Origin of the sequence: Paenibacillus sp. FSL W7-1332, assembly GCF_037969785.1 — a bacterium.
Taxonomy (GTDB): Bacteria; Bacillota; Bacilli; order Paenibacillales; family Paenibacillaceae; genus Paenibacillus_AQ.
The window spans coordinates 5,312,954-5,333,965 of record NZ_CP150209.1 but is presented as its reverse complement, the minus strand read 5'-3'; the positions used below and the strand labels follow the sequence as shown (position 1 = coordinate 5,333,965).

Annotated in this window: 21 protein-coding genes and 1 other RNA gene; 10 read left to right on the top strand and 12 right to left on the bottom strand. The window is 49.7% G+C overall.

The genetic code is table 11. The features are described 5' to 3' along the window. Positions 1–53: 53 nt before the first annotated feature. Positions 54–2,000, top strand: a complete 1,947-nt coding sequence (taeA, locus tag MKX98_RS24135) for an ABC-F type ribosomal protection protein TaeA (protein ID WP_339218839.1) — start codon at positions 54–56, stop codon at positions 1,998–2,000. Between the two features lie 177 nt (positions 2,001–2,177). On the opposite strand, the gene MKX98_RS24130 is transcribed toward taeA, so the two are convergent. The 5 genes from MKX98_RS24130 to MKX98_RS24110 all read right to left on the bottom strand — a co-directional run bounded on the left by MKX98_RS24130 (position 2,178) and on the right by MKX98_RS24110 (position 6,099). Continuing rightward, entirely contained in the window at positions 2,178–3,212 is a 1,035-nt protein-coding gene (locus MKX98_RS24130; protein WP_194543892.1) for a M42 family metallopeptidase, read from the bottom strand. Positions 3,213–3,251: 39 nt separating this feature from the next. Beyond that, positions 3,252–3,578, bottom strand: a complete 327-nt coding sequence (locus MKX98_RS24125) for a lipopolysaccharide assembly protein LapA domain-containing protein (protein ID WP_100538498.1) — start codon at positions 3,576–3,578, stop codon at positions 3,252–3,254. Between the two features lie 108 nt (positions 3,579–3,686). Further along, positions 3,687–5,477: an oligoendopeptidase F gene (pepF, locus tag MKX98_RS24120; RefSeq protein WP_071223371.1), complete on the bottom strand. Its 1,791-nt coding sequence runs from the start codon at positions 5,475–5,477 to the stop codon at positions 3,687–3,689. A 202-nt stretch (positions 5,478–5,679) separates the two neighbouring features. Further along, positions 5,680–5,862, bottom strand: coding sequence for a hypothetical protein (locus MKX98_RS24115; protein WP_071223115.1), 183 nt, complete (start codon positions 5,860–5,862; stop codon positions 5,680–5,682). Between the two features lie 3 nt (positions 5,863–5,865). Continuing rightward, positions 5,866–6,099: a hypothetical protein gene (locus tag MKX98_RS24110; RefSeq protein WP_071223114.1), complete on the bottom strand. Its 234-nt coding sequence runs from the start codon at positions 6,097–6,099 to the stop codon at positions 5,866–5,868. Positions 6,100–6,294: 195 nt separating this feature from the next. On the opposite strand from MKX98_RS24110, the gene MKX98_RS24105 reads away from it, so the two are divergent. Further along, on the top strand, positions 6,295–6,492 hold the full coding sequence (locus MKX98_RS24105) for a cold shock domain-containing protein (RefSeq protein WP_006211711.1): 198 nt from the start codon (positions 6,295–6,297) through the stop codon (positions 6,490–6,492). 92 nt (positions 6,493–6,584) lie between these two features. Here the strand turns inward: MKX98_RS24105 and MKX98_RS24100 are convergent, their stop codons facing one another. Next, positions 6,585–7,775 carry an MFS transporter gene (locus MKX98_RS24100; RefSeq protein WP_260066218.1) on the bottom strand — a complete coding sequence of 397 codons (1,191 nt, stop codon included), beginning with the start codon at positions 7,773–7,775 and terminating at the stop codon, positions 6,585–6,587. A 243-nt stretch (positions 7,776–8,018) separates the two neighbouring features. Here MKX98_RS24100 and MKX98_RS24095 point away from each other — a divergent pair, with 243 nt between their 5' ends. Both MKX98_RS24095 and pfkA read left to right on the top strand, forming a co-directional pair. Next, positions 8,019–9,101, top strand: coding sequence for a tetraprenyl-beta-curcumene synthase family protein (locus MKX98_RS24095; RefSeq protein ID WP_233355033.1), 1,083 nt, complete (start codon positions 8,019–8,021; stop codon positions 9,099–9,101). 21 nt (positions 9,102–9,122) lie between these two features. Further along, on the top strand, positions 9,123–10,094 hold the full coding sequence (pfkA, locus tag MKX98_RS24090) for a 6-phosphofructokinase (protein WP_113060346.1): 972 nt from the start codon (positions 9,123–9,125) through the stop codon (positions 10,092–10,094). 171 nt (positions 10,095–10,265) lie between these two features. On the opposite strand, the gene MKX98_RS24085 is transcribed toward pfkA, so the two are convergent. The 4 genes from MKX98_RS24085 to MKX98_RS24070 form a co-directional block, all read right to left on the bottom strand. Further along, positions 10,266–11,642 carry an MATE family efflux transporter gene (locus MKX98_RS24085; protein ID WP_339218834.1) on the bottom strand — a complete coding sequence of 459 codons (1,377 nt, stop codon included), beginning with the start codon at positions 11,640–11,642 and terminating at the stop codon, positions 10,266–10,268. A 268-nt stretch (positions 11,643–11,910) separates the two neighbouring features. Then, the gene (locus tag MKX98_RS24080; protein ID WP_339218833.1) at positions 11,911–13,098 is read right to left on the bottom strand and encodes a putative glycoside hydrolase; all 1,188 of its coding nucleotides are present in this window, start codon (positions 13,096–13,098) and stop codon (positions 11,911–11,913) included. A 388-nt stretch (positions 13,099–13,486) separates the two neighbouring features. After that, positions 13,487–13,681, bottom strand: a complete 195-nt coding sequence (locus MKX98_RS24075) for a hypothetical protein (RefSeq protein WP_071223110.1) — start codon at positions 13,679–13,681, stop codon at positions 13,487–13,489. 172 nt (positions 13,682–13,853) lie between these two features. Beyond that, the gene (locus MKX98_RS24070) at positions 13,854–14,675 is read right to left on the bottom strand and encodes a YitT family protein (protein ID WP_071223109.1); all 822 of its coding nucleotides are present in this window, start codon (positions 14,673–14,675) and stop codon (positions 13,854–13,856) included. Positions 14,676–14,961: 286 nt separating this feature from the next. Here MKX98_RS24070 and MKX98_RS24065 point away from each other — a divergent pair, with 286 nt between their 5' ends. Continuing rightward, entirely contained in the window at positions 14,962–16,563 is a 1,602-nt protein-coding gene (locus tag MKX98_RS24065; RefSeq protein WP_194543887.1) for a DEAD/DEAH box helicase, read from the top strand. 190 nt (positions 16,564–16,753) lie between these two features. Here MKX98_RS24065 and MKX98_RS24060 read toward each other — a convergent pair whose 3' ends face one another. Next, positions 16,754–16,855 (bottom strand): sporulation protein YjcZ, encoded by a 102-nt coding sequence (locus tag MKX98_RS24060; protein WP_194543886.1) that lies wholly within the window; start codon positions 16,853–16,855, stop codon positions 16,754–16,756. A gap of 188 nt (positions 16,856–17,043) precedes the next feature. Between MKX98_RS24060 and MKX98_RS24055 the strand changes: the two genes are divergently transcribed. The 3 genes from MKX98_RS24055 (at position 17,044) to MKX98_RS24045 (ending at position 18,620) form a co-directional block, all read left to right on the top strand. After that, positions 17,044–17,847: a DUF624 domain-containing protein gene (locus tag MKX98_RS24055; RefSeq protein ID WP_113060342.1), complete on the top strand. Its 804-nt coding sequence runs from the start codon at positions 17,044–17,046 to the stop codon at positions 17,845–17,847. A 43-nt stretch (positions 17,848–17,890) separates the two neighbouring features. Next, positions 17,891–18,082, top strand: a non-coding RNA gene (gene ssrS, locus MKX98_RS24050) — 6S RNA. 145 nt (positions 18,083–18,227) lie between these two features. After that, the gene (locus MKX98_RS24045; RefSeq protein WP_006211699.1) at positions 18,228–18,620 is read left to right on the top strand and encodes a DUF1499 domain-containing protein; all 393 of its coding nucleotides are present in this window, start codon (positions 18,228–18,230) and stop codon (positions 18,618–18,620) included. A gap of 72 nt (positions 18,621–18,692) precedes the next feature. Here the strand turns inward: MKX98_RS24045 and tpx are convergent, their stop codons facing one another. After that, positions 18,693–19,211, bottom strand: a complete 519-nt coding sequence (tpx, locus tag MKX98_RS24040; protein ID WP_071223106.1) for a thiol peroxidase — start codon at positions 19,209–19,211, stop codon at positions 18,693–18,695. Between the two features lie 121 nt (positions 19,212–19,332). Here tpx and MKX98_RS24035 point away from each other — a divergent pair, with 121 nt between their 5' ends. Next, entirely contained in the window at positions 19,333–19,947 is a 615-nt protein-coding gene (locus MKX98_RS24035; protein ID WP_194543885.1) for a rhomboid family intramembrane serine protease, read from the top strand. A 90-nt stretch (positions 19,948–20,037) separates the two neighbouring features. Beyond that, on the top strand, positions 20,038–20,958 hold the full coding sequence (locus tag MKX98_RS24030; protein ID WP_339218827.1) for a LysR family transcriptional regulator: 921 nt from the start codon (positions 20,038–20,040) through the stop codon (positions 20,956–20,958). Positions 20,959–21,012 lie beyond the last annotated feature (54 nt).

The window sequence follows — 21,012 nt, the reverse complement described above, 5'->3', positions numbered from 1 at the left end:
CCGATGAAACAAACGTTCAACGAAATCTATAGATGTAAGTAGGGATCATAACAATGAATATTTTGACCGTCGAACAGGTAACAAAAAGCTATGGAGACAAAATTCTGTTTCAAGATGCATCCTTCGGAATGGAGGATCAGGATAAAATCGGCATTATCGGCGTGAATGGCACGGGGAAATCCACATTTCTGCGGGTCATCGCGGGGCTCGAACCGCCCGACTCCGGTAAAATATCGATGGGCAATCGCATCCGGGTTCGTTACCTGGCGCAGAATCCGGAGTTTGATCCGGACAAAACCGTCCTGCAGCAGGTGTTTGAGGGCGATCTTCCGGAGATGAAGGCAGTGCGGGAATATACTGAAACGATGGAGCTGCTGGAGCTGCATCCAAGTCATGAGGAGCTGCAGCAGAAACTGCTGAAGCTCAATCAGACGCTGGATACGCTGCAGGCATGGCAGCTTGAAAGCGATGCGAAAACCATCCTGTCCAAGCTGGGGATTCGGAATTATGAAGCGAAGATGGGGACGCTGTCAGGCGGCCAGCGTAAGCGGGTGGCATTAGCCGCCGCTTTGATTCAACCTTCCGATTTGCTCATTTTGGACGAGCCGACCAACCACATAGACAATGAATCCGTTGCCTGGCTGGAGCAGTATTTGCAGAAGCGCCGCGGCGCACTGCTCATGATTACGCATGACCGGTATTTTCTGGACCGGGTAGCCAATGTTATGCTGGAGCTGGATCACGGACGGCTGTTTCGATATGAGGCGAATTACAGCCGTTTTCTGGAGCTGAAGGCAGAACGCGAGGAGCGTGAAGCCGCTTCCGAGCAAAAGCGCCAAAATTTGCTGCGGAGCGAGCTTGCCTGGATCCGAAGAGGGGCCAAGGCCCGCACGACCAAGCAGAAGGCGAGGATAGAACGCTTCGAGAAACTCAAGGATCAGGAGATGGTACACAGCTCCGGTGAACTGGACGTTTCGGTCGCTTCCACCCGCTTGGGACGCAAAATTCTGGAGATTGAAGGTCTCTGGATGAAGATCGACGACAAAACGTTAATTCAGGACCTTTCTTATATCGCTGTTCCCGAGGATCGGATAGGTATCGTAGGCCCGAACGGCAGCGGCAAATCCACGCTGCTCAATCTGATTGCCGGGCGGATTCAGCCGAGTGGCGGGGAAGTCGTGCTCGGACCGACGGTCAAGCTCGGTTATTTCACGCAGGAGCATCAGGAGATGGACGGCAGTCAGCGCGTGATTGAGTATATCAAGGATGAGGCCGAGGTTGTCCGTACGGCGGACGGTTCGGCGATTACCGCAGCCCAGATGCTGGAACGCTTCCTGTTTCCGCCCGCGCTGCAGTGGACGCCGATTGCGAAGCTGTCCGGAGGCGAGAAGCGCCGCTTGTATCTGCTGCGGGTGCTGATGAGCGCACCGAATGTGCTGCTGCTCGATGAACCAACCAATGATTTGGATATCCAGACATTGTCCGTTCTGGAGCAGTATTTAGATGAGTTCCCGGGCGTCTGTATCGTGGTATCCCATGATCGCTTTTTCCTGGATCGAACGGTGGACAAGATTATGGCCTTTGAGGGCGACGGTCAGATTCGTGTCCATGTCGGCTCTTACAGCGAATATGCGGAATGGATGCAGCGTCACGGCGGTGAAGCTTCCGGGAGCAAGGCGGAAGCATCCATAGCCAAATCTGCTTCGGGGAGCAGTGATGGCAGGGACAGCGATTCAGCTAAAGAAGCGCCGCGTGAGCGCTTGAAATTCAGTTACAAAGAACAACGGGAGTTTGAGCAGATTGATGGGCTCATCGAGGATACCGAGAGCAAGCTCGCTTCGATTCAATCCGAGATGGAGACCGCCGGCAGCGACGCAGCCAGGCTTCAGGAGCTGATGAAGGCTCAGGAGGAAACGGAGCGTGAGCTGGAGCATCTGATGGAGCGCTGGACCTATCTGAACGAGCTCGCGGAGAAGATTGAACAGAGCAAGAAATCGTAAGGATTCACACGATCCATAAATAAAGGGGCGTCCCCAGGCATAATGCCTTGGCGGGACGCCCCTTTGTTAGTATAAGGCCAGCGTGGCTGAACCATTTTGATCATACAGCAACAACATCTTCTAAAGAGAGGATGTTTTTTTGTGAAAGTACGCGAACAGACGTTGTTTATAAAATGATCAACTGACGTAGGCCGCCAGCAGCTTTACGGTGTTAAGAACGGCTTGTTTATGCGTTCTTTCCATGGCATGGGATGCATGGACGCCCGGACCGATCAGCGCGGCCTTGATGTTGCTGCCCGCGGAAAGTGCTGCAGAAGCGTCAGAGCCGTAATGAGGGTAGATATCCACCGCATACGCAATGCCTTCGCTTTCGGCCAGCTGGATCAAACGGCTGGTCATGTCATAGTCATAGGGACCGGATGAATCCTTCGCGCAGATGGATACATCGGTTTCCTTGCAGCTTAGGTCATCGCCGATGCAGCCCATATCGACCGCAATCATCTCATTGATGTCGGCAGGAATGTAAGCCGCGCCATGTCCCACTTCTTCATAGTTCGAAATGAGAAGCTTTACATTATGTTTAGGTTTCCAGTTATCCCGCTTCATGCTTTCGAGCAAGCCGAAGAGGGCAGCGACGCTGGCTTTGTCATCCAGATGGCGCGATTTGATGTAACCGCTTGGCGTAATGACCGCACGGGCATCAAAGGAAACAAAATCTCCAACCCCGATGCCGAGTTTCTTCACATCATCGGCCGACTCCACCATTTCGTCGATCCGGACCTCCATATGGGCTTCCTGGCGCTTGAAATCGCGTGCATCGCTGTATACGTGGACGGAAGGATGCGTGGACAGGATCGTGCCCGTATATTTCTTGCCGCTGCGGGTATGGATGATGCAGTATTCATTCTCAATGCTGTTCATCATGTATCCGCCAACGGAGGTAAGACGGAGCGTGCCCTCTGATTTCACGGCACGAACCATCGCGCCAAGCGTGTCCACATGGGCGCTCAGACCAACCGTACGGCTGCCGTCTTGTCCGGGAACGGACAGAATGGCGCCGCCTTTTTCATTCCATTCGAGCGAAACATCAAGCGTTGCGGCTTCCTGTTCGATCCGCTTCATGATGTCATGGGTATATCCGGTTGGGCTCGGTGTATCGAGCAGTTCTTTTAGCAGGTTCAGCACATAAGTTTCATTCGGTTGTATCGCCACTAATTGTTCAGCCTCCTTGGTTCAATCGAACAGCCTTCCCTATTCAGCGGGGGCGTCCTTCTGTTCTTTCTTGCTTTCCTCTTCCGCAGCTTGTACTTCAGGGGTGTATCCCGTTACTTCACGGATATGTATAAGTTGCTCGGCTAACGAACGGATCTCCTTCTGCATTTGATATTGACGGTAAATGCCGAACGTGCCGACAATGAGTCCCCCGATCAGCGAGCACCCGATAATCAGCAGAATCAGCGGTACATTGACTGTGCCGAATAATAGATTCACTGCGACCGGATTGACATTAATGACGGCGAATACAGCCGTAATCAGGGCAAACAATAAGGCTGCGATTAGCGACCATTGAATTTTCATGGGGAACACCTCCTTCCTCCAAACAGTATAAAATCCCTTGCCTGTAAAGGGCAAGGGATTTTATTCCACTGGTCAATTGAGATACGCTCATACTGCCATAGCGGCTGTTTATTTCGTCAATTGCTCCATTTGGCTGATGATGTCTTCAAACACGCTCATCGCTTCACGAATCGGCTCCGGTGAGGACATATCAACGCCGGCCTTCTTGAGGATGTTAATGGAGTAATCGCTGCCGCCGCTCTTCAGGAAGCCGAGGTAACGGTCAACGGCAGGCTGGCCTTCCTCAAGGATTTGCTTGGAGAAGCTGGTCGCGGCCGAGAAGCCGGTCGCATATTTGTAAACATAGAAGCTGTTGTAGAAATGGGGAATTCGCGCCCATTCCATTCCGATCTCCTTGTCTACCTGCATGCCTTTACCGTGATATTTCACGTTCAGCTCATAATAGATGTCGGATAGATCCTGAGGAGTAAGGGATTCGCCGCCTTCCGCGCGTTCGTGCACAATCTTCTCGAACTCGGCAAACATCGTTTGACGGAATACCGTGGTCCGGAATTGATCGGCATAGTAGGTGAGCAGGTACATTTTCTGCTTCGGATCCTTGGCGTTTTTCAGCAGGTAATCCATCAGCAACGCTTCGTTCGTTGTAGATGCCACTTCAGCCAGGAAGATGGTGTACTGGGCGTCACGGTATTTCAGAGCGTTGTCGGAATAGTAAGAGTGAAGCGCATGACCCATCTCATGTGCAAGGGTAAACATGCTGTTCAGGTTATCTTTATGGTTCAGCAGCACATATGGGTGGGTGCCGTAAGCGCCCCAGCTGTATGCGCCAGTCCGTTTGTTCTCATTCTCATATACATCGATCCAGCCGTTGTCATATCCCGCCTGCAAGCTGCTCAGATAATCTTCACCAAGCGGCGTCAGGCCTTCTTTGGTCATTTGCTTCGCTTCTTCGTAAGTGATATCCCACTTATACTCTTCTACGAGCGGTGCGAACAAATCGTACATGTGAAGCTCATCCACGCCCAGCAGCTTCTTGCGGAGCTCCATGTAGCGGTGGAGGAGCGGCAGGCTCTCGTGAATGGTATCGATCAGGTTGGTGTAGACTTCCTTCGGAATGTTATCGCCATAGAGCGCCATTTCCAGAACGGAAGGGTACTTGCGCACGCGGGAATAGAAAATATTTTTGTTTACATTGGCATTCAGCGTAGCCGCAATCGTGTTCTTCTGCTTGCCATAGGTTTCGTACACGGCTTTGAAAGCACGCTCGCGAACTTCGCGGTTCGGACTTTCCAGGAATTGAATATAGTTGCCGTGCGTGAGCTCGACTTCCTTGCCGTCCTCGTTTTTGATTTTCGGGAATTTCATATCCGCATTGTTCAGCATGCCGAAAATGGTCTGCGGCGCAGAGGAGAGGTTGCCGACCTGAGCCAGCAGCGCTTCTTCGGTCTTGGACAGAACATGAGCCTTCTCCCGTTTCATTTCGGACAGCGTAAACTTGAATTCCTTGAGGGTAGGGTCTTCAATCAGTTTGTCAAGCTCCGTTTCGGACAAGGACAGAATTTCCGGCGTGATGAAGGAGAGGGCTTCTCCGGCTTCGACATTCAATTTTTTGGCTTTGGCAGATAACGCCTGATATGTAGGGTTTGCTGTATCCTCATCATGATGCATGTGCGCATATACGTATAAACGTTCGGCATGATATGAGATTTCGTCCTCAAGCTCGAAGCATTCCTTAATGGAAGCCGCGTTGGTTAACTTGCCTTGATAATCGGCTGTGCGTTTCAGAAGATTCTTCAGCTCCGCATAGCTCGCATCCCATGCCTTCTGGTCAGCGAATAAATCTTCAAGCTTCCATTGATGCTCTTTAGGGACATCAGCGCGTTTTAACAATTGTTCCATGGAAATCCTCCTTGAATGATAGGTATTAGTTGGAGTCCGGGTTCCTTCAGATAAGACTTCGTTGCGGGCAGTCGATAGAGCGATCAGGCTGATTGCAATCGTAATGCAGAGCACCTTGGCGCCTCTCATGGCATCATACCTCCTCGAATTGAAGCATCCGAGCGATAGTATGCCGCGTACCCGCCACTTTCATCCTATAAATTTACGAGGAACCCAGATTCAAGAAACTGTATACAATAAGGTAAAAGGCAAACAAGATGAAGGCGACGGCAATCAGGGCCATCCCCTTCCTCAGTCCCGGCGGTATCTTATCCCGGTACATGATCATGATGGCACCGAGACTGAACGCGAGAATAATGAAGATGACAATATTCGTATAATCCATTCGTTACACCTGCTTAAAAGCAGCCATCATTTCTCTCCACTCATCTTCCCGGCCTTCAAAATCTGCTTTGGGAAAACGGTTTTGAGCCCAGTGCATCAAGGCTGGACGACTCAGAAAGGTATGGGTCTCTTCACCCCACTGGTCAGAAATTTCGCGGAGAACGATGTACCGGCCCTGAACTTCAACCGTCATCATGTTCCACTTGTCTTTTTTGTATATTTCATGTTTTTTGATCATATGCATTCTCCGTTTGCTACTTAGGCTTTTGGGTAAATGATAACGCACAGGCGGGCGTAAAAGCAAATAATCTTCTGTTAAATAGTGGCTCAAAAAAAGCCCCTTAGGGCGAATTGACGGATTGCATTGTCAGAAAACATGGGATATAATATGGATATTCGCCATAGATGGCGGTATTTTTAGGAGGTTGTTCATTTGAAAGGTACAGTTAAATGGTTTAACGCAGAAAAAGGTTACGGCTTCATTTCCGTTGAAGGTGGCGAGGATGTATTCGTACACTTCTCCGCAATTCAAGAAGAAGGCTTCAAGAGTTTGGAAGAAGGTCAAGCGGTTGAGTTCGACATCACTGAAGGTAACCGTGGTCCTCAAGCAGCCAACGTAACAAAACTGTAAGTTAGCTCCCAATACGGAGATCTTATAGAATTACCAAGGCATGAAGCACAGTTCTCGGTTAAGAGAACTGTGCTTTTTTGTATTTCAATGGGTCAAGCGCTGATTCCGCCGACATTCATATCCTCCGGCTTGGCAAAAAGGTGCCGGTAAAGAAAACCGAGACCGGCGATAAAGGCCAGGAGGGCTGCGAGCTGGTAAAAGGCCGGTCTTCCCGCCGCTTCGAACAGCAGACCGCCGAAGGCTCCGCTGAGAAGTCCTGAAACGCTTGACCAGAAGATAATGAATAGAGCCATGCCGGTCGCGCGGTACTGCCAAGGAATGATCCTTGTAATATAGCGGACCGCGGTTACATAGAACACGCCGAAGGTAATGCTGTGAAGCGATTGAACCGCAAGCACGGACAACGGGTCAGCCGCAAGGGCCATGAGCAGAAAACGGAGCGCGAACATCAGGCTTGCAAAAGTCAGCAGAGGCAGCTCCTTCATCTTGTCGCCATACTTGCTCAGGAGGAAGAAAATCGGGATCTCGCTGGCAGCCGAGACCATCAAGGACCAGCCGATGAGTCCTTCACCCGCTCCCAGCTCGGATAAGGTAAGCGTAAGAAAGGCTTCATTCATCCGGTGGGCGATGGCAAGACAGAAGGTGCAGCCGAAGAACCACAATATTTCTTTGGAACGCAATATTTTGAGTAGGGCTGCCAGCTCGACAGGCTCTGACTTGGCAGCAACTCCGTCGCGGAGAAGAAACGAGCAGAGCAGCGTGAACACGCCGATGCCGATGCCGATAGCCAATGTGGCCGACGCACCCGCGGCACTGATGGCATATCCGATGGCAAGCGCGAAGAACGCGTAGCCGAGTGAGCCGAATACGCGAATAACGGTAAAGCTGCGTCCGTACCTCTGTGCCGTTTGGATGGCCATCGTATCCGCCAGGGGATAGACCGGGTAGTAGAAAAAATAAAATAAACTGATTGTGATTAATACTACGCCGAAGCTTGCAACCTGCCATAAAACAAGCATCGTGACAAGCTGTCCGATAATGAGAATGTTCATGATGCGTTTGATGGTCCGGTATTTGTCACTGGTGTAACTCCAAATCATATTGGAGAACATGGATATAAGCGGGCCGATGGCATACAGATAACCGATCTGCGCGCTGCTGAAGCCGATTTCTTTGAAATATAGCGGAAAATAGGAAATGACAAGGGCTGTCGTGCCAAATATCGTAAACATAAAGGCGCGCAGCCAGTTCTGATCCGGTCTGGGCGTAGCGGGAAGTTTCATGCTGGGGATCTCCGTTCTTTTCACGAACCCGGCGTAGCTAACGTTATTCGTGAGGTTCATGGTCTGTTATTCAGCTCCGACTAGTATATAACATATCGCAGAATGGAGATAGATGGATTATAAGATGCGTTTACTGCCATAGGTCGTCAATGATTTGTGTTATTTGTGCAAAATGAACGATCATATTATAATAGGTTTGATTTGGATAGGTATAAAAAGACAACCATGTGGAGGCAGAGTTCATTGAATAATCAAGAGCTAAGCCGTAAGGTTCCGCGCAGTCCGGTCGGGCTGATGAGCCGGGTGTACAAATTCATACTCCCGGAAGTGCGAATCGAATTGGAGAAGTGGCGCCGGGAGGCTGAGCAAATTCCGGATGAGGAGCTACAAAAGCAGGCACTGGCCAGTATAGATACCAAAAGATTTCACTGCCAGGGCGGCGCGGTGTATGCCGCAGCCAATCTGCCGGAGAAGCATATTCTCATTCCATTGATTGTAGCTTACCAGACAATTAGCGATTATCTCGATAATTTATGTGACCGTAGTACTTCGCTGGACCCAGCGGATTTCAGACAGCTCCATCAGTCGATGCTGGATGCCGTTTCGCCTGAGACTGAGCCGGCCGATTATTACGCCCTCCGGACCGAAAGGGAGGATGGAGGTTACCTTCTCCGTCTTGTGCAGAAATGCCGGGATTGTATCGGTCAATTATCAGGATATGAAGCGGCAAAGCCCTATATAAGGGATTTGGCTGGGCTGTATACCGATTTGCAGGTATACAAGCACATCCATCCGGATAAGAGGGAAGCGGCATTGCTTGAATGGTGGTCCCAGCATGCCCACCGGACACCGCATCTGCGGTGGAACGAGTTTGCGGCAGCAACGGGATCAACCTTGGGCGTGTTCATGCTATTCTTGGCTGCAACCGATCCGTTTCTGGATGACGAGGATGCTTCGTCCATTCATGCGTCTTATTTTCCGAATGTATGCAGTCTCCACATTATGCTGGATTATCTTATTGATCAAGACGAAGACAGGCTGGGCGGCGATCTGAACTTTTGTAATTATTACGAAGATGCCGATACGATGCTGAACCGGATAGCTTCCATTGTTGAGTGGGCCCGGAAAGATGTCAGAACAATTCCCTCGACCCCTTTTCATCGTATGATCATTGAGGGGTTACTGGCGTTATATTTATCCGATCCAAAAGTCAGCGAGCAGCAACTGGTTCGCTCTGTATCCAAGCGTTTGATGAAGAAGAGTCCGATGACCCGGATTTTTTTCTACGTCAACAGCCGATGGATTCGCAAGCATAAGCATGAGTGACATTGAAGGAGGAAAAGAAACATGGCAGAGGTTAAAAAAATTGCAGTTCTTACAAGTGGTGGCGATTCCCAAGGGATGAACGCGGCGCTTCGCGCCGTTGTGCGCAGCGGTCTGTATTATGGTCTTGAAGTATATGGAATTCAGCGTGGTTACCAAGGACTTCTGGAGAACGACATCGTCAAAATGGATCTTCGCAGCGTAGGGGATATTATCCAGCGCGGAGGCACGATCCTTCGTTCCGCCCGCTGTGAAGAGTTCAAGACGGCGGAAGGACAGCAGAAGGGTGCCGACATTCTGAATCAGCACGGCATCGACGGCTTGGTCGTTATCGGAGGGGACGGCTCTTACCACGGGGCGAACAAGCTCAGCAAACTCGGAATCAAAACCATGGGCCTTCCGGGCACGATTGATAACGATATTTCCTATACGGACTATACAATCGGCTTTGATACAGCTGTGAGCGTCGTTGTAGACGCCGTTAATAAATTGCGTGACACGATGTCTTCCCATGCGCGCTCCTCCGTTGTAGAGGTTATGGGACGCCACTGCGGCGACATTGCGCTCCATGCGGGCCTTGCTTCAGGCGCAGAGACCATTCTGGTGCCGGAAGTGGAGTACAACCTTGATGAAGTGGCAACCCGTTTGCGCGAGAATTTCGCAAAAGGCAAGCGTCACAGTATCATCATCGTAGCGGAAGGCGTCGGACGCGGCGAGGACATCGTATGTGATCTTAAAGAGTGCCATGCCTCGATCGATGCACGGGTAACGGTGCTCGGACATATCCAGCGCGGTGGAGCTCCAACTCCGTTTGACCGGAACCTGGCAAGCCGTCTTGGCGATTTTGCGGTTCGCAGTCTGATTGACGGCCAATCCGATAAAGGATGCGGTATCATCAAGGGCGAGCTGGTCCTCACGGATATTGACAAGGTCGTTAACACGAAGAAAGAATTTAACCGTGAGCTTTACGACTTGGCATTGCGGTTGTCCCAATAAAATCAGCACACGTCAGTAAAAAGACCGTCTCTCATTGCAGAACGCATTCTGCATGTAGACGGTCTTTTTGTAGCGGTAAGAAAGCAGAAACTTCAGAGGCCTGTCAGCGATATTCCGCAAGAAAAACTCCCGCAGAATACGGTCTGTCTCTTAGAGGTTCTTCGGCTGACGTTAGGATGCGGATCGGGATGGAGCATGTACCTGGCGTGCGAACTTGCGCTGAACTTTGACCAGACGCATAAGCATCAGGGCAGCGCCGACGGCAAGGCCCGTGATTAACCCGATCCAGTAGCCGAAGGCTTGCCAATCGGTGTAGTTGGCGAGAATATAACCTACGGGCAGACCAATCACCCAAAACGACAGAAAAGCGAGCATGAAGGCGACATTCACGTCTTTATAACCCCGCAGCGCTCCTTGGGTCGGCGTGGCGATCGCGTCCGAGATCTGAAAGAAGATCGCGAACAGGAGAAACTGCTGGATCAGCGCCACGACGGCAGGCTCGTTGGAATATAATCCGGCAACCTGGCGGCCGGCCATAAACAGGATGACAGCCGTGATCAGCGACAGGATAACGGCTGTGCTGATGCCGAGTTTCGCGTACTTCCAGGCATCCTTCATTCGTCCCGAGCCGGCCTCGAAGCCTACAAGGATGGTGAGACTCATGCATATGCTTAATGGCAGCATATACAGTGTTGTAGCGAAATTCAGGGCCGCTTGGTGAGCGGCAATCGTTGCCGTATCAAAGCTGCTCATAAGCAGCGTCACCGCAGCGAAGACGGCGGTCTCCAGAAAGATGGAGAACCCGATCGGCACGCCGATTTTTAATAGGCTTTTCCATGCGCTCAATGAAACTCCCTGAAGCTGCCTGAAGATGCCGAAGGAAGAGAACGGGTGGCTGTTATGGATGATCACGATGGCGATGATGAGCACGGTCCAGTATGTAATCGCGGAAGCGATGCCGGCGCCCACGCCCCCCATTCTTGGAAAGCCCCAGAATCCATAAATGAACAGCGCATTCAGGCCTACGTTCACCGGCAGTGTAATCAGCGTGATCACCATGGAAATTTTAGTTTGCCCGAGCGCATCAATAAAACTGCGGAGTACGGTATAAGCGAACAGCGGAATGATGCCGATCGAGATGGCCGCGAGAAACTGGGAGGCAATCCGCCGAACTTCCGGCTCCAGGCTCATAGCTCCGAGAATGCTCGGTACAACGGCATACCCGATCGCAAGGACGACGATGGCAAGTAAGATGGACAGCCAGAGCGCCTGGTTCACTTGGTAAGCGACATTATTTTCTTGTCGCCCGCCAATGAGCTGCGAAACGATGGGGGTGATCCCCATCAGAATTCCGCTAAGGCCGGTTTGGACCGGGATCCAGATGCTTGTCGCGATTGCTACGCCTGCAAGGTCGACTGAGCTGAATTTTCCGGACATGTTGGTGTCGAAAAAGCTAATGGCCGATAAGGCTAGCTGCGTAATTAAGATGGGGATAAGAATGATTGCAAATTGCTTCAGCTTTCCCCGTGTTGTCGTAGTCGGTTGCATGTGCGATGTGCCTTTCTTATTGTAGTTTTCGGACGGTGCCACCATATTGTAGGGTTCTGCTATGGTTGGGGACAATAACTGGCTTATTGAGCGGCGACCCAAAACTCAACCAATCGTTGAATTGGAGTGCGTCAATTTGACAGATTAAGGGGCAATCCAGCCCTACCCATCATCATAGCATCTGCTGTCAAGAGAGTTCACTGAACTGCTTGAAGGCAGAAAGGGCCGGCCATGTTGATGGCCGACCCTTTGCGAATGGATAATTGAATTATTTATGAGTGACGCCTTCCGTATACCGGTTGGAAGCATTCCAGAGTAAATATTCATCGACGTTTGTATCTTTGAGGGCGCGAATCTGCTCTTCGATTTCCTTTTTGCCGTACTTGGCATAATTACCGCTTCCGAGCCAGCTCGCGGTAAAGTCCTGAATCCATGGCCGGATGATCGGCTTCTGCTCTCCCAGCTCTTCGAGCTTCTTGTGAGTATCTTCCATAGACCCCTTGATGGTCTGGTAAGGAGCCTTGTCCGGTACGGGGGAGCCGAACCAGCCTGCCGTGTAATGGCTTGGGTATACCATCGGACTGATGATATCGACGTTTTTGGAAATTTTGACGAAGTCCTGCCCGATGCCTTCTGCCGCAGGCACCGAGGCCGCATAGCCGAAGATGTCAACGGATACGCGGATGCCAAGCGGCGCGAGTTCTTCCCGGGCATACTGCACAAAATCGGATACCACGTCCACGCGCGATTGATCCGTTTTGGTATACTTCAGGGAATCGGCGCGTTTCTCAAAGCCCTCCGGAAAACGGACATAATCAAACTGGATTTCCTTGAACCCGAGTTTGGCGGCTTCCTTGGCGATCTCGATGTTGTAATCCCATACCTCTTTGCTGTACGGGTTAACGAAGCTGTCGCCCCCGCCATTGGTCCACACGCTGCCGTCTCCTTTACGGAAGGAAAGCTCCGGGTTTTTCTTGGCAAGAATGGTATCCTTGAACACGACAACTCGGGCGATCGGATAAATATCGTGTTTCTCCAGCCGCTTCATCAGCTGTTTGATGTCTTTGATAAAAGGCTGGGATTTACCGAGTTCCTTCAGCTTCGGATTATCGGTTTTGTACGTTATGTATCCTTCATCGTCCTTGATGTCAATGACCATGGCATTGAGTTCGGTCTTGTCCATAAGATCCACGAGCTGATTCATTCTGGAGCCGCCTGCGCTATAAGCCGTTACATAAATGCCTTTGACTTTGGGAGCGTCAATCTGCGGATCGATTTCCGTCGTGTTTGGCTTGATGCCGGATTGGCCCTGACCTTGATTGTTCTTTTGGTGCATGTTTTGAATCACGGCGGTATTTAACGATGCCTGAAGTTTGGCGGTAAGATTGTTATCTTGCGGACTGGAACCGCCGAAGCCCGCGGACGCCAAGATGAATAAAGCCAAGATGATATTCATAATTACTCTCTCCCTTGTGTACATTCACATCATGATTATAAAGGAACGGATGCCTTCAAAAAGAACAGGATTGTTACAATCGACAATAAATTGGAAACGGCGGGTGAGCGTACTTAGTTCATTAAACGGGTCAAGGGCGTTTTAAACGCTAAATATCGACATTTGTGGCAGGTGGTCGTGAACAACGTGTGAACTTGGGGAGTGACTAGCATCGGAATATATTACCCGTAAGAAGGCGGACAGCGTTTACATGCAGCTTTATCTGCTGGCGGGAAATGACGTGCTTATAGAATTTACATTTATCCATAAAAAAATGCCGTTACTCACCGGTGAATTTTACCGGAGAATAACGGCACTTGTCGTGCGATATTCACGTGTTGCATAAAAATTAATGAAGCGGCGTTTGGTTCTGATGCTCGCAAATGCTGAACTGAATAATTTCAAGAGCGTCCTCCTGCTCCAGAATACTCAGCCCGTCCCTAAGAACGATCATGGAGTTTAGTTCGTTCTGTCTAAAGAACGATAACATTTCCGGGAACCACTTCATGACGATTTGTGACAATTTTACCGTTTCCATTTCCATAAAAATCACCCTTTCCTTCCAAATTGGTTAGGCAGGACGTTCTTTTGTAAAACGGAAAAACAATTAAAATTGGGCCAAAGCGATGCCCGGGAAACAGATCTCATGAATATTGTAGGAACCGCGCACAAATATTATACCACAAATTTACCTTGCCCTGACAGGTGGTAAATATTTAGTTCTTGCGGAATTGACCCATGACAGCCGTGGTTTCCACGATATTAACAAAGGCCAGTGGATCCGTCTCTGTAATAATCTGTTTTAGCTCAGCCAGCTCATATCGCGTCGTGACGGTCATAAGCATATCCTTTTCTTTATGACTGAAGGCCCCCTCGGTTTTGATCTTGGTTATGCCGCGTGGGCGCTTAAGCAGCTTCTCCAGCAGGGCTTCCGTCTGGTTCGTTACAATAAAGACGGTAACCTTGATATGACTGACGTGGAGCATATCGACCATTTTTCCGGCAATATAGATGGAGGCCATGGAGGCAAGGGCCAAGTTCCAATCGTTTTCCAAATAAGCAACCGCCATAATGACGATGGCGTTCAGCGTCACGAGTACGCTTCCTACGGGGAAGTCCCGATATTTCGTAACGAGGGAGCCGATAATATCAAAGCCCCCGGTGGAACCGCCAACCCGAAAGGAGAGGCCGGTACCGAATCCGACAAGCACGCCGCCGAACACCGAGGACAGCAGCATGTCGGTTGCAACCGGGGTGACCGGAATGAGCTCTAGGAACAAGGTAGTCACAATAACCGAGAGAACGCTGAGACCAACGAACCTTTTGCCGAGCTTGAACCAACCTGTGATAAGAATCGGGATATTGAGCACAAAATACATGACGCTGATATTAAGCGGCGTGAAGTAGCCGATAATTAGGGCCACGCCGGAAACGCCTCCGCTGAGCAGATGATGGGGAATCAGGAACAAATTAAATCCGCCGGCGATAATGATGCCGCCGAACACGATCGAGAAATAGGTCCATAGACGCTTCAACATAGGAATCACCTCCCGGTTATTATGACTTCTTTAAGCTTGCTGGTATTCCAGAAATGTTTTGTGATATAATGTATTGGATATTCTTGAGTAGTCCGTTACATTGATAACTTTGCAAGCTTATCAGGATGATTATACATTAACCAGTCATCATACTGGTGATAAGAGAAATATACCGGTTCACCTCGTGCAGAAAATCCTGCTGGCCGGGAAAGCCTATAAACGTTACCACTACTTAAGAATACAGAGAAGAAAGTGGAAGTCCACAGATAGAAGGAGTATGAACCTATTGAAAAATTTCGCAGATTTTGGCTTGGAGCCTCGCGTGCTGCAAGCAATTACTGAACTTGGCTTTGAGGAAGCCACACCGATCCAATCCCAATCCATTCCGATTGCTCTGACCGGCAAGGATATGATTGGACAAGCACAGACGGGTACTGGTAAGACAGCAGCATTCGGCCTTCCTCTTATCCACAAAATCGCCAAGGAAGAGGAGCGTATCGTCGCTCTGATTATGACACCGACCCGTGAACTTGCCATCCAGGTTGCTGAAGAAATCGGTAAACTGTCCCGTTTTAAAGGAATCCGTTCCTTGGCTATTTATGGCGGACAGGATATCGGGCGTCAGATCCGCGCTTTGAAAAAGAAGCCTCAAATTATTATCGGCACACCAGGTCGTCTACTTGACCACATCAACAGAAAAACCATCCGACTTGACGATGTCCAAACCGTTGTATTGGATGAAGCGGATGAAATGCTGGACATGGGCTTCATGGAAGACATCCAGTCGATCCTGAAGCTTGTTCCTGAAGAACGTCAAACCTTGCTGTTCTCCGCAACTATGCCGGCTAACATTCAGAAGCTGGCATCCCAGTTCCTTAAGGAACCTGAGCATGTATCCGTTATTCCTAAGCACGTTAGTGCACCTCTGATCGATCAAGCATATATCGAAGTTCCTGAACGTCAAAAATTCGAAGCATTGAGCCGCCTTCTGGATATGGAGTCACCTGAGCTTGCGATCGTCTTTGGACGTACCAAGCGCCGTGTTGACGAATTGGCAGAAGCATTGCAAAAACGCGGGTACTCGGCGGATGGTCTTCATGGCGATCTGTCCCAGCACCAACGCGATACCGTTATGCGTAAATTCCGTGACGGAAGCATCGATGTCCTCGTGGCAACCGATGTGGCAGCACGCGGTCTCGACGTATCCGGCGTTACCCATGTTGTAAACTTTGACTTGCCGCAAGATCCTGAAAGTTATGTACACCGTATTGGACGTACAGGCCGTGCGGGTAAGGAAGGTACGGCTTGGTCTTTCGTGACACCGCGTGAAATGGATCATCTGTATTTCATCGAGCGTGTGACTCGTCATCGTATTCCACGCAAGCCGTTGCCAACGATTGCCGAAGCGATTGAAGGCAAACAACGTATCATCGCTGAGCGAGTGCTTGAAATCATTGAGCAGGGTGAATTGACCGAATACAAAGGTCTTGCGATTCAATTGCTGGAGCAGTACGATTCCGTACAGCTGCTGGCAGCTGCAATGAAAATCCTGACAGGCGACAAGAAGGAAGCATCCGATATTCATCTGACGCCTGAAGATCCGATCCGTGCAAAACGCCGGAAGCCGGACATCCGCAATGGTCGCAAGCCAAGCGGTGGCTATGGCGGCCGCAGCAGCGGCGGCGGATATCGCCGTGATGGCGGCAGCGGCAGCGGTGGTAACCGTGGCGGCTACTCCAAAGGCGGATACAACCGTGATGGCGGCGGCAGCAGTTATGGCAACCGCGAGGGCGGTGGCTACAACCGTGACCGCAACAATAGCGGTGACCGTAAACCTCGTTCCTACAGCGGCGGCGAGCGTCGTCCTAACCGGGGCGGAGACGAATAATATATACGTGTAATTTCTTCTGATTGAAGAAACCAAACAGAAAAGACGAAGCAGCTGCCCACGCCAGGTGGAGCCGCGCTTCGTCTTTTTTCATGTTTAAAGAAGATGCACCCAGGGTGCATCCCCTTTAAACTCGCAGTTTTAGAGCAATACCAAGCTGATCTGTTTCACTTCATGATTCAAAGAGACATTAGATGTAGAATGTGCTGAGAATAATGACAAGGAGAATGAACAGAACCAGGACAATACCAACATTACTTCCGTAGCCGTAACCGCCGCCTTCACAAGACATACATAATCCCTCCTCTTTAAATTTGGAAATTCAAGCTTGTTGAACGGATTACGTGATATCGTATGGAGAAACAGGGGCACTGGATTGGATAAACACCCAGGTTCGTATAAATTAGGCTCTGGCAATGCATGTACCAAATAAGGTATATTAATAGATACATGCATGATTTGAGTGAGGAGGAAACGGATTTGGAAATGAAAGGAGCCATGGGTGGCTTATATAAGCTCACCGAGTGGATTACCCGTATTGCTTTTTCGAACATCTTGTGGGTTATTTGTACATCGCCTTTCCTGTTTATTGTTCTAACCAAATTCCTAATGGCCGTTCAGACACCGGATGCGCATAATGAGCAGTTGCTGTCGAACTGGGTTCTGGGAATATTATCACCGTTTGTTTTGTTTCCGGCTACGGCGGCTTTATTTACCGTTGTACGCAAATGGGTAATGGGCAATCCGGACGTGTCCGTATTTAAAACGTTCTTCAAGGGTTATAAGGAAAATTACAAGCAGAGCATGATCGGCGGTATTTTTTATACGCTGCTGTTCGTGATTATGTACGTGGATTACACGGTTTATATGACGCAGCTAGATGGTTTCCAGCTTGTCGGCATTGTGATGCTCGTGCTGCTTATCGTGCTGTTTGTCTCCCTGTTTAATTTCTTCTCCATGACCGTTCATTATGAGATGAAAACGACGCAGCTGTTAAAAAATGCGGTGCTGCTGACATTGATTCGTCCGTTTCGCGTATTTTCGACTTTGATCGGAAGCGCTGTCTTGGCGTATATCGGCACGCAGATGCCGGTGCTGTTCGTGTTCTTCCTGTTCTGCCTGATGGCATTGTTCGCATTCTTTAATTTCTATGCCACCTTCACCAAAATGCAGGAACAGCAGGAGAAGATGAAGAAAGCGGAGGAAGAGGAGTCCGAAACCGAACAAGCTCTTCTGGAAAGCATGGAATCTGCCAAAAAGGGAGAGAACGGATCGAAACCTTAGTACGCGAGGTTTACTTTTCCGGCAAAACCCCCTATAATAAGACTACATCCTGCGATGTTCGTTTCGGTTTTCCGTTGTTTTGAACCAATGACGATGTCTAGGGAGATCTATACGTAATCGTGGCTGAAATGCCCTGTCTATATGACAAGGGGAATTCATAAGCGGTTCTGCGGTCACCCACCTGCTAATGCAGGTTCGAAGACAATGTTTACCGGACGGCATAGGCGGGTTTCGTTAAGTCAATGAATGGGCACCTCTTTCATTTCGAATTCGAAGTGAAAGAGGTGCCTTTTTGCTATATATAAAGGTTTGCTGAAAGCATAAACAATGTTAAACTAGAGTATGGAAAGGAACGGTCATTTATAAAGGAGGAACGGTCTTTGTCATTAAAACGAGTTCTAATTGGTATCGTGCGCAGCTATGACGGCACAAGCGACCGTGCTAAAGATCCCAAGCTGAAGACGCGTTATTACAATCTTTCAAAAGAAAAGTGTTTTGAAGAGGTTTCCTCGACACTGAAAAAAATTCCGGGTTACAAAGTTCTGCATGAGGTTAAATCCGTGGGAGAGATCACGCTCGAGAAAAGAACCTCGTTTGGACGTACACTGGACATTACCGTATCCGTGCTCGGCATCAGTCCGGTTCGCAGCGCAGTTGATATGTATTCGGCTTCCCGCGGTTCCCTAGGGGATCTGGGAGCGAACTACCGGGTTATCTTGAACCTGTACGCTGTTCTGGATAAAAAACTGAGCAAGTATAAAGTGGATGCTTAGTAGAATAAGAAAAAGCGGGAGAGCTGCTCTCCCGCTTTTTAAAAGTGTGCAGTGTATGTAGCTTTTGGCGTGTTACCGCAAAGATTTTACTGCATCGATCGCGGCTTCGTAATTCGGGTGCTCCGTCATCTCACCAAGGTATTCAACATAGGTGATGGTATCGTTAGTATCCACGACGAAGATCGAACGCATGTCGAGTTGGAATTCCTTGATGAGCACGCCATACGCTTCACCGAAAGAACGCGATTTATAGTCGGAGAGCGTAATGACCCGGTCAACGCCTGCAGCTCCGCACCAACGGGCTTGAGCGAACGGAAGGTCGGCACTGATCGTAAGGATCACCACATCATCGCCCAGACCAGCAGCTTCTTCATTGAAACGGCGCGTCTGTGCATCGCATACCCCGGTGTCGAGGGAAGGAACGACGCTGATCAGCTTGATTTTACCGGCATAATCCTTAAGAGATACGTCTTCGAGCAGGTTTTTGCTCACTGTAAAATCCGGCGCGGCATCACCAGCCTTGAGCTGTGGACCGATGAGTGTAATAGGATTGCCTTTGAAAGTGGCAGCTCCTGAACGTTCTTGAGCCATGAGAAATCTCCTCCTTGGATATCAAAGTTTGGTGATCAGGTTCATGGTACATTATAATCTTTTTAAAAAGGGTATGTCCACTAGGAGCATCCCTGCCCTGGTTTAGGATGAGGAGGATGCTATGATATTCGTACGTTATGAAAATTGGAAAAGTTATTTGCGTTATTATCCCGTTACATCGCTGCTGCTTGTCATTAACCTGGTGATGTTTGTGATCACATCCTTAGACGGCGGTTCCAGAAATCCGGTTACGCTGCTGAAATATGGGGCTTTATCGGATTTGCCGCAATTCGTTGACCAGGCATGGAGATACTTTACGGCGATGTTTCTGCATAACGGGTTTGATCATGTATTGTTCAACGGCTTCGCACTGCTGGTATTTGTTCCCCCGCTGGAGAGAATCATGGGGAGCTGGAAGTTTGCCATTCTGTATCTGCTCAGCGGTGTTCTCGGTAATGTAATCGGATTGGCTTATTATGAGCGCATGGAGGACTATACCTTCCTTGTAGGCGCCTCAGGAGCCATTTACGGAGCTTATGGCGCTTATCTGTACATCGCCCTGTTCCAGCGGCATGTCATTGATGAGTCGTCTCGCAAGACGCTGTTCACCCTGCTTATTTTGGGGATACTGTTCTCGTTTACCCCAGGGGTCAGCCTTGTAGCGCATGTCGGCGGATTGGTAGGCGGATTTTTCCTCTACGGTCTCATGATTCGATTATTTAAACGTCGAACATAATCGGACCTTAGAGGGTCTGTTATAATAGAATTGGATGATTTGATAAAGTCTTCAAGTCTTCTAGGGAATAAGAATGGAGCGATAAAAGGCGTGGAATTACGACAGTTGCAATACTTTGTAAAGGTTGCGCAAAAGGAACACGTTACCCAAGCGGCAGAAGAGCTTCATGTGGCTCAGTCAGCCGTCAGCCGTCAAATACATCAGTTGGAAGAAGAGCTTGGTGTTAATTTGTTCATGCAAAAAGGCCGGAATCTGCAGTTAACCCCGGTAGGCCAGCTTTTTTGCAAACGGGTGGAGAGCATTATGAAGGACTTGGACCGTGCGGTCGTCGAGATACATGAATTTTTGGACCCGGAACAGGGAGAGATCCGCATCGGATTCCCACACAGCCTGGGCATCCATTTGATTCCGTCCATTGTGGCTGAATTCCGGAAGAAATATCCGAACGTGAAGTTCCGGTTCAAGCAGGGGATGTTCCCGACACTGATCCGGGACGTGGTTGGAGCTGAAGTGGATCTGGCATTTGTGTCGCCGTTTCCGGATCGTCATGATCAAGTGGATGGGGATATCGTTTTGACAGAGGAGCTGTTTGCGATCCTGCCGCCGAATCACCCGCTTGCGGGGGAGCAGTCCATCAAGCTGGAGCAGTTGAAAGAGGAGCGCTTTGTGCTGTTCAGCAAAGGCTACTCCTTGCGTCCAATTGTGTGGCATGCCTGTCTTGAAGCAGGGTTCACGCCGAAGATTGCTTTTGAAGGCGAGGAAACGGATACGATCCGCGGGCTGGTTGCGGCCGGTATGGGGGTCAGCCTGCTTCCTGAAATGGCCCTATTCCAGACGAATCCTCTGCAGCCGGCACGCGTCCGGATCTCGGAGCCGAAGGTAACGCGTTCCATCGGTCTGATCCACCGCGCGGACGAGAAGCTGCCACCGGTTGCTCAGGCATTCCGTGCGTTTCTGCTTCAATATTTTGGTATTGATCCGTCGCCGAAAAAGGAAGGGAATGCGGACTGACGCATCAACTCCCTAACCTGGCTTCATTAATCAAAAATAACATATATAAAAAAG